Source organism: Paenibacillus sp. LjRoot153, from assembly GCF_964253085.1.
Taxonomy (GTDB): domain Bacteria; phylum Bacillota; class Bacilli; order Paenibacillales; family NBRC-103111; genus Paenibacillus_E.
Genome location: NZ_CAXUQH020000001.1, coordinates 6681523 through 6695367, shown reverse-complemented (window position 1 = coordinate 6695367; position 13845 = coordinate 6681523). Strand labels below are relative to the sequence as shown.

Sequence of the window (13845 nt, the reverse complement as noted above, 5' to 3'; positions counted from 1 at the left end):
GACCCATAGGTTGTAAACTATTAGATCCTGCTAACCTTGCTAGACACACAAAAGGAGGTTTATGCCTATGAAATTATTCGATATGAACGCGCGTAAGCCGAAGAAAAAAATGTCCACCTATCGTAAAAGCTTATTAGTCGCGACATTTGAGGGCTTCCCGGCTGTTATTATTTTTCAGCTGCTCGGCGGACCGTTCTTAACGGGTTACTTGATTTACTTGGGCGCAAGCTCGACCGAGATTGGCTTCATTCTAGCGATCACGACCGTTGTGAACATTATACAAATTGCGATGGCAGTCATCATGCAGAAATTTCGAAATCGCAAGCGCATGCTGATTATATTCGGATCTACACATCGTATATTATGGGCTTGTGTAGGTTTAATTCCTTTTGTCTTGCCGCAAGAGTATTGGGTGATCTCCTATATGATTCTGTATACGGCTGCGCATTTGGGGAATGCTGCTGGGGGAATTGTGTGGACCTCGTTAATCAGTGATGCGGTACCTGGACCGATTCGTGGGCGATATTTTGGGCTGCGCAACACCATTCTGGGTGGCGTGAGCTCGCTGGCGCTATTCGTCGGTGGTCAGATTCTTGATAAGTATCCGGGTGAGACGGGTTTCAATTATATTTTCATGATCGTAAGTGTATGTGTGGTTCTTAACGTGATTGCCTACTTTTTGTACCCGAATCCGCCTTTCGAGCCTTCAACGGCATCCAATCCAGTTGGTATGATTCGGAAGCCCTTAATGGATCGCGCGTTTCTAAAAGCGATTATTTTCCTGGCTGCCTTCCTCTTCGTGCAAGGATTGACCGTACCTCTTTTCTCCTATGTTATGCTGAAGTTGATGAACATTTCCTATGGAACTGTTTCCTATATTACAGTGGTACATACCTTAGTCATGATGGCTAGCTATTATGTATGGGGAAATTTGAATACGCGATTCTCGGCACAAACCCTGCTATTATGGTCCTTGCCCATCATTGCATTAGCCTGTTTGTTATGGGGAGCGATCGCCTTCATTCCAGCTGTTGTTGTGCTGTTCTTGGTTCATATTGTGCTCGGGATTGGCTTGGGAGGCTTCAATCAAATGGTTTTCGCTTTTACGATAGGGGATACGCCGAAGAGTGAACGTCCAATGTATATTGCTACTTACTCAGCGATTACGGGCTTTACGGCGTTCTTAGGGCCTGTTGCAGGAGGGAAGATTTACGCCATGATTACGGATCAACCGATGTGGGTGCAGGTATATGGCGTGTCTACGCTGGTTGGTGCAATTTTGCTCATATTAGGATTGTGGGTAGGACGGTATGTATTACGAACAGAGATAAGGAGTGGCGTTTAGCATGTCAAAAAAAAGAATTGGCCTCATCGGCTTAGGCGATATTGCGCAAAAAGTATACTTACCGCTGCTTTCCGTCAATGAACGGGTGGACCTTGTAGGAATAATGAGCTCTACCCTAGCAACCGTGGAACGCATGAAGAGCAAGTACAGGGTTCCGTTCGGGACGACACAGTTGGATGAATTGTTAGCGCTGGGGCTGGATGCTGTTTTCGTGCATAGTCCGACGTCGACGCATTTTGATATTGCAATGAAATGTATGGCGCATGGCGTTGCGGTATATGTAGATAAGCCGCTGTCGTATGCGTGGGCAGAGTCCGTGGAAATGGCTTCCTATGCGGAGCGCAAAGGTGTGCTGCTTGCTGCTGGCTTCAATCGTCGCTATGCACCGCTCTATATCGAGGCGAAGACGTGGTTGCAGGAAGCGGGCGGATTCGATGTGGCCTCAGCTGTTAAACACCGTACCAAGCTGCAAGGACATAGTGCCAAAGAAACGCTGTATGACGATCTGATCCACATGCTGGACACGTTACTTTGGTTAGGAGATAGCGCTTATGAGGTTAGTGCCTCCCATCAACAGGTGGATGATAGCGGCAAGCTGCTGCATGCCTCAGGCACGCTAGGTTTTGGTTCCGCAATAGGCTCCTACAGTATGGTCAGACTCGCTGGCGTTGATTTGGAAAAGGTGGAGCTGCACGGCAGCGGAAGATCCGTCGAGGTGACGAACTTGGAGTCAGCGGTCTTTTATGATAAAAATGCCGCTCCACGTCTGCGCACCTTCGGCAGTTGGGACACAGTGCTGGAGCGTAGAGGCTTCGCTGGTGTCGTCCAGCATTTCTTGGACTCACTGGATGATCCGAATGCTTGCGGCATTCGGGGGGATCTGGTGTTGGCTTCGCACGAGCTGGTGGAGAAGCTGTCTGTGTGAAGGGGACCCGAACCGGGTTCCGGATCTTAATCTAATCTTGAAGCCCTCATCTTGTTCAGACAAGATGAGGGCTTTTTCCATTTTTATAACATGCAAAAAAGTCCAATGATAGAATCCATGTTTACAAGCAGCTGGAAGACGCGAGAGTTCATATAAGTTGCTTTTGTTCATGCTGCGAATGGAAGGATTGTTCAGTGTTAGACGGTATGTAGACTACACAGATACGGGTTATGGTTCTACCATATAGACAGAGGTGATGAAATCGCAAAGCGAAATTTGATGTACGGGAGGTTACTTTACTCATCACTCAACCCACCTCATCTCAACCACAAAAGGAGACGGAGCATGATGCATAGAAAGCACAAACTGTTAGGATGGTTTTTGCTGTTGATAGCCATTACATCTCTTAATCTCACCAAACAACCAGAAGCTTCAGCGGCTCCTGCGCTACCCACGACCTATTTACAGGATGATTTCTCGGACGGCGATTATACGACTAATCCTGTATGGACAGCAACCTCTGGAGCATGGAAAGTGAATACAGACCCCACAGATGCCATTAATAAAATGTTAAATCAGACGGACGCTGGTGAAGGTATCATTACCGCGGGAGATTCTACATGGACGAATTCTACCGTTACCATGCGTTTCTATACAGGTGCCGGTGGAGCTTATCCGGGTATTCTGGCGCGAGTACAAGACTATAGAAACTTTTATTATTTTCAAATGCAAACGACCACTACCTTGGTTCTTTCTAAAAGAATCAACGGTGCGGATACAACGATAAGAAGCTTCAGTTATCCCATGAACAAAAACACATGGTATACGCTAAAAATGGTTACGGTCGGCAATTCCATTAGATGCTATATCGTTAACAATGGCGTTGATAAACTAATTTTTGATGAGTCCGACACGACATTTCCAAGTGGGAAAATCGGAATTCGGAATAAATGGCAAGCCATTTATTTGGATGATGTGAAAGTAACAGACGCACCGGCTGTCAACACATCAGTGGTTCAATCCAACACCCAAACCAACTCCACGATATCCCTGAATTGGCCGCAAGTAGACGGGGCAACAAGTTACAATATTTATCGCTCAACGACGGCAAATAGCGGTTATACCTTTGTATCCACTAGCGCAACCAACAGCTTTGTGGATACGGGGTTACTTTCTGATACCGCGTATTATTATAAAGTAGCCTTTCTCTATGGCGGACTGACGGAATCGCAATGGTCTTCTGAAATAAGTGTTCGGACTACGCCAGCACCACCTGCAGCACCTACGGGACAGACTGCAACAGCCGTAAACGCCTCGAAAATCAATTTGAGTTGGACAGCGGCAGTTAAGGCAACCGGATATCGGGTGTATCGATCTGCTGATGCGGGAAACACATTCACTCCGGTATATGACGGAACGGCCTTGAACTACGTAGATACTGGGTTAAATCCTAACACAGCCTATAAGTATCAAATCACAGCTTATAACACGATTGGTGAATCTCCAGCAGCATCTGTACAGGCTTCTACGTATCGCTATGATGCCCCTGGAAATTTCCAAGCAGCTTCAGTTACAGATACAACAGCTGCACTAACCTGGGACGCCCTGCAAGGAACAACCGTAACGTACCAAATAAGCAGATCCTCAAGTGCGACTGGAACGTATAGTCAGATATACAGCGGTCCGAATACGGTGTATATCGATACAGGCTTAACGCAAGGCACAGGATACTTTTATAAAATAGTTGCCGTCATAGATGGGATCTCATCAGCCTTATCAGATCCGCTTGGCGTAGGCACAGTGAGGACAGCTTTTACACCTGGTACGATATGGTCAGATCTCAGTGGGAACCCGATTGATGCCCATGGAGCAGGTATCATGTATGATCAGAAAGCGCAGAAATACTATTGGTACGGTGAATACCATAAAGGCGCTTGGCCTGCAGCTGGAGTGAGAGTTTATTCTTCCACGGATCTGTATAATTGGACAGATGAAGGTATGGCACTCACCATGGTCAAATCGATGGATGATTTTACGAACGATCCTTTCATTTCCGCGCTCTATGCCGGTAGAACGGATACGATAAACATCTGGGCAGATATTCGAACGGGCCGAATTATTGAAAGACCCAAAGTTATCTATAATGATAAAACAAAAAAATATGTCATGTGGGCTCATATTGATGGAGATAAAGATCCGTATAATAACAACGCGAACTATGGCAAAGCGCAAGCCGGTTATGCCATAAGCGATTCACCTATAGGACCGTTTATCTACCAGAAGAGCTACCGCATGGATCAAGCACCAACGGGGCAGATCGATTATCAGCCTGGCAACCCTGGCATGGCGCGCGATATGAATTTGTTTAAAGATGATGATGGTACGGGATATCTCATCTATTCCAGTGAAGAAAATCTAACGATCTATATTTCCAAGCTGTTGGATGATTACTCTGACGTGACTGGCTGGCACACAGATGGCCATGTAGATGCTAATGGCAAACCTGTCCGCGATACAAGCTATAAGGCTGTTTACGGCACAGATTACGTAAGAGTATTTCCTGGTACTCAGCGTGAAGCTCCAGCTATATTTAAATCGAATGGAAAGTACTACATGATCACTTCTGGTGCAACTGGATGGTCTCCGAATGAGAATAAATTCAGTGTTGCAGATTCTATGTTTGGTCCATGGTCAACGCCGGTGAATCCATTTGTAAGGACATCGACATCAGATCCAGACCCCATGACAGCATTTAAATCGCAATCGACATTTGTGATCCCAGTTGACCCCGCGAAAGGAAAATTCATTTATGTGGGGGACGATTGGAATGGCGGACAGTTTACGACAAATGGCGGTGCCAAATATATATGGCTGCCAATTGAATTTGGGCAAGGTACGGATATCTCGATAAGATGGTATAGCACTTGGAATAAAGATGTATTGAACAGTATGGGCAAAATGGACATTAATCTGAAATTGCCTGAAGTTGTTGCTACGGGAGCAGTACTGAATTTACCGACTCAGGTAGCAGTACTCCCAAGTGGTGCAACGGTTGCAACGACAACCGCAGTAACATGGTCAGTCAATTCACAGCCTATAACGGCGAATACATTTGCACTTCCAGGTGTGTATACCTTACAGGCTGTTCTTCCACAGTTTAATAATAAAGCGTTACGTTTTAAAATATACGCCGTTCCTGATAAGACCATCTATTTCGTAAACAGCGGTGGTTATGCGACAAGTGATTACAGCCAGTTAACCTCATATCTTCAAGATACACTTGTTAATAAGGACGTAGTTGAACAGGCGTATAACGCTGCCGATCCGGCTCCTTGGGGCTATGTAGGAACGAATTCGAATTCAGCAGGTTCAGCAAGTGGAGATATTTTCTCAACACTCCGATATCTGAATGGCGGCAATGTTAGTAATTCCCCTGCGGGTACGGACCTGACCTACAAGTTCAATGTGAAGAATGGTTCCTACACAGTCTACACAGGCTTCAACGATATATGGAATAATGCCTCCAGGAAAGCTGACTTATATATCAATGGGGTTAAAAAGAATGCGATCACTTATATTTCCAATACAGTCTATGGAAATTCTGTTGATGTGACGGATGGCACGATCACGGTTACGGTGAGAAATACGGCTTCACAGGATCCGTTGATCAACTGGCTGATGATTGTTGATCAAACACAGACACATGATCCTTTAAGGGGACTTCAGGTTGATTCGACAACATCCCATTCTGCGGAGCTTTCCTGGAACAAAGCGATCGGGGCAACCTCCTATACACTGTACAGATCAACCAGTGCAGGTGGCACCTATGCGCCTATTTATCAGGGAGGAGCAGCAAGCTTTACGGACAGTGGAGTTGATCCTGCAGTACGTTATTACTATAAGGTTACGTCTACCAGCGTATCTGTCGAATCGCCAATGTCAGATTCAGTCTCGATCCTTTTAGATCAAACAAAGCCAGTTACCGAATTTGCTTTGGCAGGAGCGGCTAACAGCGGCTGGTACACGTCGAATGTCGTATCGTTACATGCTGCTGATGATTTATCTGGAGTAGCCAAGACGGAATACACACTTGGTGATTCGACGAATTGGACGGAGTATTCGGGACCGTTTACACTACCGCAAGACGGTTCTTATTCAATCCAGTACCACTCCGTGGATAAGGCAGGCAATGTGGAAGAAGTGAAACAGCAGACCGTACATGTTGATGTAACACTGCCTAGCTATAAGTTTTTGATCAATGGCAATGAGTTAAGGGAAGGAGACTCGTTTGATGATCATCTGCCTCTAACCTTCCAAGTGTCCGATAATCTATCTGGATTAGCATCTGCACAGATCACGGTTAGCGGCTCGGTCTATGCGTTAGATCTGACAAGGAGCTCAAGCGTAGTTATTGATTTAGCGGGAAAAGTTGGAAGTAATCATGTATCTATCATGGTTGAAGATATAGCTGGAAATAAATTGCTTAAAAATGTCCAAATCCATGTGACAACCAGCATAGAAGCCATGGATCAGCTGCTTACTCGCTATAGTGCTTCTTTAAGCCATTCATTAACATCTCAGTTGAGCAACGCCCTCAAGCAGGCGCAGCATAAAATGGATGTGAATCGACCGGATCAGGCTGCAAAGCATATGGAGGACTTTGTGAAGCATCTGAATAAAGCAGAAATTGGGAAAGATATTGATAACAGCGGAGTAAAAGCTATCTTTCTTGCGGATGCAAATAATTTGATTGTGAAATGGTCATCTCAGTGAAAATAGGAGTTAATCTTAAAGTGAGGTCGTAACACCAAATAAAGGCTGATCCCAAAAGTAGTATTCTACTTCTGGAATCAGCCTTTTCACATGTCGTAGCGTGAGTCAGATGTACGTTTTACCCGCAGGTACAATTCAGAACCGGCTTCCGAGCTGCCAACGCTTCATCCATTCGACTGACGACGGTCGTGTATGGGGCATTTTTAACCAACTCTGGCGTCTCTTCTGCTTCTTTGGCGATGACGATCATCGTATCGATGAAGCTATCCAAAGTTTGCTTACTTTCCGTTTCCGTTGGCTCGATCATGATGCATTCTTCCACGCTGAGCGGGAAGTAGATCGTTGGCGGGTGGTAGCCGAAGTCGAGCAACCTTTTGGCGATATCGAGTGTACGTACGCCCAGCTTCTTCTGGCGATTCCCAGATAGCACGAATTCGTGCTTACAGAAACGAGGATGTGGAACATCGAAATAAGGTGTTAATCGAGCTAGCATATAGTTTGCGTTAAGGACGGCGTACTCAGATACTTTGCGCAAGCCCTCCGGACCCAGTGTACGAATATACGTGTATGCACGAACAAGGATGCCGAAGTTGCCGTAGTAGCCTTTGACGCGACCGATGGACTGTGGATAGTTGTAGTCGAAATAGAAGCTGTTATCCTCACGTTGGGCTACAAGCGGCGTCGGCAGAAAAGGAATCAGCCGTTCTTTGACTCCAACGGGACCCGCGCCTGGACCGCCTCCGCCGTGCGGAGTGCTCATGGTTTTGTGCAGGTTGAGATGGACCACATCGAAGCCCATGTCCCCTGGCCGCGTGATGCCCATAATGGCATTCGCGTTCGCGCCATCATAGTAGAGCAGGCCGCCTGCGGCATGCACGATTTCGGCGATCTCGACGATTTGTTCTTCGAACAAGCCGAGCGTGTTTGGGTTCGTGAGCATAAGAGCGGCAGTATCGGAACCAACGGCACGGCGCAATTCGTCGATATTCACGAGGCCGCGCTCATCGGATTTGATCGTCACGGTTTGGAAGCCAGCAACCGTTGCACTGGCTGGATTCGTGCCATGCGCGGAATCCGGACAAATGACCTTGGTACGGTGTTCGCCGCGGCTTTCGTGATATGCGCGGATCATCATGAGCCCCGTCCATTCGCCATGTGCGCCAGCCGCAGGCTGCAAGGTTACGCGATCCATGCCTGTGATCGCTTCGAGATCATGCTGGAGATTGTACAACAGCTCCATGGCGCCTTGTATCGATTCCTCCGGCTGATACGGATGAATATGAGCAAAGCCGGGGAAGCGGGCGACGTCTTCGTTGATTTTGGGATTATATTTCATCGTACACGAGCCTAGCGGATAGAAACCATTATCTACACCGAAGTTGCGACGAGAAAGCGCCGTGTAGTGGCGGATGACATCGACTTCGTATACCTCGGGTAGGTCTGGCTCTAGCTGCCGCCGAAATTTGGCAGGAAGAAGTTCATCGATATTCACGTCGGGAACATCCGATTCGGGTAAGGAATACGCGACGCGTCCAGGATGGCTCATTTCAAAAATGAGTGCTTTTTCGTTGTTCATACGAGTTCCTCCAATGCGGCTGCAAAGCTATCAATGTCTTCGCGTGTACGTTGTTCGGTGACGGCGATTAACATATGGCCGGCTAGCTCTGGATAGTCGCGGCCGAGATCGTAGCCGCCGATGATGTTCCGCTGAAGAAGCTGACGATTCAGCTCCTCAATGTTTGTGCCGTCCGGCAGCTTGACGGCAAATTCATTGAAGTAGCTGCCTGTGAACGGCAGCGCGAGTTTGGTTGACGCGGCAAGGCGATTCGCCGCGTAATGGGCTTTGCGGACGTTCAGCGTGCCGACGTCTTGGATCCCTTGCTTGCCCATCGTGGACAAGTACACGGATGCGCAAAGCGCTAGAAGCGCTTGGTTTGAGCAGATGTTCGACGTAGCTTTCTCACGTCGTATATGCTGCTCCCGCGCTTGCAGCGTAAGCACGAAACCGCGCTTGCCATCGCGGTCCACGGTTTGGCCCACGATGCGCCCCGGCATGCGGCGCATCCAGCTCTCCGCGACGGCGAAGTAGCCGCAGCTCGGCCCTCCCAGCGCAGCTGGGATGCCGAGCGGCTGGCAATCGCCGACGACGATGTCAGCGCCGAGCTTGCCCGGCGCTTCGAGCAGCCCGAGCGTGAGCGGATTAGCGCTCACGACGAGCAGTGCGCCCGCGCCGTGCGCGAGCGGTTCTACAGCCGCGATATCCTCCAAGCAGCCGAAGAAATTCGGTGATTGGAGGATGACGGAGGCTGCGTCGCTCTCGAGCTTGGACGCGAGATCGTCCAGATCGGTTACACCTTCGGGTGTAACCGCGATCTCGACGACGTCCAAGTTCAGCCCGCGGGCGGACGTGCGCAAGACAGCGCGCGCCTCCGGGTGCACCGCGCGGGACACGAGCAGACGGCTGCGCTTCGTCGCGCCGCTGGCTAGCGCGCCGGCTTCGGCCAGCGCTGTTGCCCCATCGTACATCGAGGCGTTCGCCACGGCCATGCCGGTGAGCTCACAGATGTACGACTGAAATTCAAAAATCGCCTGCAATTCCCCCTGGCTAATCTCCGGTTGATAAGGCGTGTACGCGGTGTAGAATTCGGACCGCGAAATGACATGATTGATCACCACCGGAAGGTGATGATCGTAGATGCCAGCGCCGAGGAAGCTGGCGTAGCGCTGGAAATCCGCGTTGCGCCCTGCCAACTCGCGCATATATCGGAGTAATCCCTGCTCACTGAGGGCATTCCCCACTTGCAGTTCACCCTGAAACCGCACCTGCTGCGGGATATCGCTAAACATCTCTTCCATGGAGGAGATGCCGATGGTTTCCAGCATTTCCTTTTGATCCTGCTCCGTAATAGGTAAATAACGATGTTTCATGTCAAGGGATGCTCCTTCCAACCCGGATTCGGGAATTATTTCTTTTTGTGAAAAGGGGTAGTAACGACTGAAGCTTTCACTTGCGCGCCTCTAATCTCTACAAAGACTTCCGTACCTAGGGCGCTAAACGCGGAATCAATCAGAGCTAAGCCAACATTCGTTTTGTACGTTGGAGACTGCGTACCTGTTGTTACCTCACCAATCTGTTTACCTTCAGCGTATACGGCATAATGAGGACGCGGAATGCCGCGTTCTTGCATTTCAATGCCAACAAGTTTACGTGGCACTCCGTTTGTTTTTTGCTCGAGCAGGGCATCCCGCCCTATGAAATCACCTTTATCCAGCTTCACAAAATAGGAAAGTCCCGCCTCAAGCGGCGAAATTTCGGGGGACAGCTCCTGTCCGTATAGGGGAAGTCGCGCTTCAAAGCGAAGTGTATCCCGAGCTCCTAGACCTGTCGGGATGAGCCCATGCTCGGCACCAGCCTCCAGCAGTTCCCGCCACAATGCGATAGCATCCTTCTGATCGACATATAGTTCAAAACCATCTTCACCTGTGTACCCCGTGCGGGATAGCAACGTGGTTACACCGCCTACCTTCACATCGGTGAGGAAATGGAAAGTTTTCAACGACTGAATTGGTGCGTCGGTCAATTTTGCTACAATATCAACTGCACGAGGTCCTTGCAGCGCTAGCAAGGCAGTCTCATCAGAAATGTTGATCAGCTCGACCTGACCTGTCAGATGCTGCTGCAGCCAAGCGATATCTTTCTCAATGTTGGAGGCATTGATAACCAGCATGTAGTCATCTTCGCTCAGCTTGTAAACTAGCAGATCATCAACCACTCCGCCACTCGGGTAGCACAGGAGGCTGTATTGGCATTGCCCTTCCACCAGTTTAGACACATCATTCGTCGTAACTCGTTGTAAAAAAGCGAAAGCATCCGGGCCCTGAATACGAACTTCGCCCATATGCGACACATCAAAAAGACCCGCTTGCCCCCTGACAGCATCATGCTCCTTTTGAATGCCAGTGAACTGTACGGGCAGCTCCCAGCCGCCAAAATCAATGATTCGCGCGCCATACTCCGCGTAAATCGGGAAAAGCGGTGTTCGTTTCAGCATGCGTATAACCTCACCTTCCATCGAGTGATTTTCCGTTGGTAGTATTTCCGGAAATGCCAAAAAAGAGCAAAAGGTATGCAACACAAACATACCTTTTGCCCCTGTCCTTTGTACCTGAGAGTTGCCTAGAACGGATGAACCTATACGCTCAACCGTTAAGTTTCCCCTTGGGTGTTCGATTCATCGTGCTTGCTGATTCCTCGAAGCTCTCCAGAGTCGCGTCCGATACAGGTCCTTTTGCCTGAGAGATTCACCACTATGGGCTTACTCCTTCGGCGCTGCCAACGTGCTCTGCAGTCTCTCCCTGTATCCTCATTCGCCAATATTTAATTAGCCTACTTATCTTCATTATGTGCCTAAATTGGTGTAGATTGTCAACAGTAACTTTTGTGCTTGAAGGTCAGTAGAGGGTCTGCATGCTCGTTTCCCTGCATCTCGGACAGCCATCTTGACTTTGATGTTCACAGTAGATTAAGCTAAAAGCAAAATTTGTAAGTAAGTGAGGCGTGGACTGATGAGCAATGTACAAGCCAATTTGTTATACACCAAAGAGCACGAGTGGGTAGAGAAGCTATCGGATACGGTGGTTCGCATAGGGATTACCGATTTTGCACAAGATCAATTGGGTGATATTGTATTCGTGGAGCTTCCGAAAGTTGGCGCTTCCGTAACAGCGAATGAGAGCATTGGAAGTGTGGAATCGGTCAAAACGGTTTCGGATATTTTCTGCCCGGTATCTGGCAAAGTGACAGCTGTGAACAGCACGTTGGAAGGCTCGCCAGAGTTAGTTAACAATGCATCCTTCGGAGAAGGCTGGATGGTTGAGGTTGAAATTTCTGGACCGGAAGCATTGGAAGGCTTATTGAGCGCTGCCGAATACAGCTCCTATATCGGTAACGACTAGTTTTTGCTTCGATTTAGGCGAAATGGATGGATGGAGGGTGTTCCATGCAATTTGGGCAAAAGCTGCCGCAGGATCCGAATGATCGTGTTCCTCCTGGGCAAACGCTGACACAAGGCTGGCCTGTGCTGCACTATGGGTCCGTGCCCTACTACAACGACATGAGCAAATGGGATTTGCGTCTGTTCGGTTTGGTGGAGGAAGAGTTCACCATTACGTACAAGGATTTCATGGCGCTGCCACGCAAGGAATTTAAGAATGACATCCACTGTGTGACTACGTGGTCCAAGTTGGACAATGTGTGGGAAGGCATTGCTGTGTCGGAGCTGATAAGCAAAGTGAAGCTGAAGCCAGAAGCAACCCATGTAATGCTGCACGCGGAGCATGGATGGACGACGAATCTTCCACTGGAAGATTTCCTGATGGAGACGTCTTTTCTAGGCATCCGACATAATGGTGTGCTGCTAACACCTGACCACGGAGCACCTGTAAGGATGGTAGTTCCGCATCTCTATTTCTGGAAGAGCGCCAAATGGCTGCGAGGTATCGAGTTCATGGCGAAGGATAAGCCAGGGTTCTGGGAGCGGAATGGATATCATATGTACGGAAATCCATGGAAAGAAGAACGCTACGATTTTGATTAGCGATTCAAAAACTTAAGTGGCAATTAATAATTATTTGCGGGTATGAATATGAATTGAGTATGTTAGAGTAAATATAACAAAAGAGACGGATTCGCGGTCCGTCTCCTGCACAACACTTGGATGGAGACACTCCGAGTGACATACCGGAAATGAATAACCCCTACCCTATGGCGCTAACCTGAGTGGGGTTATTTTCTTTTCATATAGGTTAGTTACTATATACCATTTGAAGCCTGTCATCGATAGGCTTATTTTCATTTTTAGGAATAATCAGGAAGTTTCATAGGATGTATTTCCGCTCTCCAATTTGGCCTTCTCTCTATATGCTGTTGGGGAAATACCAATTGTCCGTTTGAACATTCGCGAAAACATCAGGGGGTCTTGGTAGCCCACGGAAAGAGCAATTTCGGCGATGCTGAGAAGCTGCCTGCGGAGAAGACGGCAAGCTTTTCTCATCCGAACATCGGTCAAATATCGGTAGGGGGACATGGATAGGCGCTGCTGGAAGAGACGGCACAAGTATTTGGTGTCCAGTCCTACATGCTCAGCGATTTCGTTTAGACCGATGCGATCAGCATAGCGGGCGTTCATATAGGAAACAGCATTCCGAACGTGGTGTCCGACATCTGCTCTTAACGGGGGCGCATCGTCCGGTATGGCCAGCGTACCGAATATCTGGTACAGCAGAGCGGTCAGAAGGAGCTCCTTGGCCGGTTCTTTGCGCAGCCTCATTAAATTGCCAAAAAGAGATTCAATTGGCAATGTCGAGTCAGCAGTTCGGACAGGAGACAGGGCAGTAAATCCAGCCAGTTCGACCAGACGGGTGGCCAACGTCCCGACAAAGCCGAACCAAGAGTAGCTCCAGGGCTCATCCGAATCGGCACAATACGAGTGGACGGTGTCTGGCATAACGAGGAACAGTTCGCCAGGACCGATCCGTTCCGTTCGGCCGCCAGTCGAGTAAGTACCATATCCGCTGTGAATGTAATGAAGAATGTACATATCTCTTACGCTGGGCCCGAATGACATGTCTGGCAGGCAACTTTGCGTGCCGACCTCGAGCACCGCCAGATCGGTTAAACCAATCGGTTCTGTATAAATAAATTCCACGTGTGCTTTCGCCTCTTCCTCAAATAGAGAAGATATGCCATGAGATGGGGAACTCTGGCTATTTTGATTATAAAGGATGAACACTACAATTTACA

Annotated in this window: 9 protein-coding genes and 2 riboswitches; of the genes, 5 read left to right on the top strand and 4 right to left on the bottom strand. The window is 48.5% G+C overall.

Annotation, left to right across the window (positions count from 1 at the left end; genetic code table 11):
• Positions 1 to 67 precede the first annotated feature (67 nt).
• The 3 genes from ACSQ8P_RS28835 to ACSQ8P_RS28825 all read left to right on the top strand — a co-directional run bounded on the left by ACSQ8P_RS28835 (position 68) and on the right by ACSQ8P_RS28825 (position 7043).
• Positions 68 to 1345, top strand: a complete 1278-nt coding sequence (locus ACSQ8P_RS28835) for an MFS transporter (RefSeq protein ID WP_436238337.1) — start codon at positions 68 to 70, stop codon at positions 1343 to 1345.
• A gap of 1 nt (position 1346) precedes the next feature.
• The gene (locus tag ACSQ8P_RS28830; RefSeq protein ID WP_436238336.1) at positions 1347 to 2270 is read left to right on the top strand and encodes a Gfo/Idh/MocA family protein; all 924 of its coding nucleotides are present in this window, start codon (positions 1347 to 1349) and stop codon (positions 2268 to 2270) included.
• A 345-nt stretch (positions 2271 to 2615) separates the two neighbouring features.
• Positions 2616 to 7043: an OmpL47-type beta-barrel domain-containing protein gene (locus ACSQ8P_RS28825; RefSeq protein WP_436238335.1), complete on the top strand. Its 4428-nt coding sequence runs from the start codon at positions 2616 to 2618 to the stop codon at positions 7041 to 7043.
• Between the two features lie 118 nt (positions 7044 to 7161).
• On the opposite strand, the gene gcvPB is transcribed toward ACSQ8P_RS28825, so the two are convergent.
• The 3 genes from gcvPB to gcvT are packed head-to-tail and all read right to left on the bottom strand — an operon-like array spanning position 7162 to position 11101.
• Positions 7162 to 8619, bottom strand: coding sequence for an aminomethyl-transferring glycine dehydrogenase subunit GcvPB (gene gcvPB / locus ACSQ8P_RS28820; RefSeq protein WP_436238334.1), 1458 nt, complete (start codon positions 8617 to 8619; stop codon positions 7162 to 7164).
• Entirely contained in the window at positions 8616 to 9971 is a 1356-nt protein-coding gene (gene gcvPA, locus ACSQ8P_RS28815) for an aminomethyl-transferring glycine dehydrogenase subunit GcvPA (RefSeq protein ID WP_436238333.1), read from the bottom strand. Before gcvPA ends, gcvPB begins: the two co-directional genes overlap by 4 nt.
• A 35-nt stretch (positions 9972 to 10006) precedes the next feature.
• The gene (gene gcvT, locus ACSQ8P_RS28810) at positions 10007 to 11101 is read right to left on the bottom strand and encodes a glycine cleavage system aminomethyltransferase GcvT (protein ID WP_436239624.1); all 1095 of its coding nucleotides are present in this window, start codon (positions 11099 to 11101) and stop codon (positions 10007 to 10009) included.
• Between the two features lie 91 nt (positions 11102 to 11192).
• Positions 11193 to 11313: riboswitch (glycine riboswitch) on the bottom strand.
• 1 nt (position 11314) lies between these two features.
• A riboswitch (glycine riboswitch) is annotated at positions 11315 to 11411 on the bottom strand.
• A 198-nt stretch (positions 11412 to 11609) separates the two neighbouring features.
• On the opposite strand from gcvT, the gene gcvH reads away from it, so the two are divergent.
• Together gcvH and ACSQ8P_RS28800 are read left to right on the top strand one after the other, a co-directional pair.
• Positions 11610 to 11999, top strand: a complete 390-nt coding sequence (gene gcvH / locus ACSQ8P_RS28805; protein WP_436238332.1) for a glycine cleavage system protein GcvH — start codon at positions 11610 to 11612, stop codon at positions 11997 to 11999.
• 44 nt (positions 12000 to 12043) lie between these two features.
• Entirely contained in the window at positions 12044 to 12640 is a 597-nt protein-coding gene (locus tag ACSQ8P_RS28800) for a sulfite oxidase-like oxidoreductase (RefSeq protein ID WP_436238331.1), read from the top strand.
• Positions 12641 to 12910: 270 nt separating this feature from the next.
• On the opposite strand, the gene ACSQ8P_RS28795 is transcribed toward ACSQ8P_RS28800, so the two are convergent.
• Positions 12911 to 13705, bottom strand: coding sequence for a helix-turn-helix domain-containing protein (locus ACSQ8P_RS28795; protein ID WP_436238330.1), 795 nt, complete (start codon positions 13703 to 13705; stop codon positions 12911 to 12913).
• Positions 13706 to 13845 lie beyond the last annotated feature (140 nt).

Excerpts from the sequence above, each read along its gene's own strand:
- gcvH (WP_436238332.1), top strand. The coding sequence starts at position 11,610 with ATGAGCAATGTACAAGCCAATTTGTTATACACCAAAGAGCACGAGTGG.
- ACSQ8P_RS28830 (WP_436238336.1), top strand. The coding sequence starts at position 1,347 with ATGTCAAAAAAAAGAATTGGCCTCATCGGCTTAGGCGATATTGCGCAA.
- gcvPB (WP_436238334.1), bottom strand. The coding sequence starts at position 8,619 with ATGAACAACGAAAAAGCACTCATTTTTGAAATGAGCCATCCTGGACGC.
- ACSQ8P_RS28835 (WP_436238337.1), top strand. The coding sequence starts at position 68 with ATGAAATTATTCGATATGAACGCGCGTAAGCCGAAGAAAAAAATGTCC.
- gcvPA (WP_436238333.1), bottom strand. The coding sequence starts at position 9,971 with ATGAAACATCGTTATTTACCTATTACGGAGCAGGATCAAAAGGAAATG.
- ACSQ8P_RS28825 (WP_436238335.1), top strand. The coding sequence starts at position 2,616 with ATGATGCATAGAAAGCACAAACTGTTAGGATGGTTTTTGCTGTTGATA.
- ACSQ8P_RS28800 (WP_436238331.1), top strand. The coding sequence starts at position 12,044 with ATGCAATTTGGGCAAAAGCTGCCGCAGGATCCGAATGATCGTGTTCCT.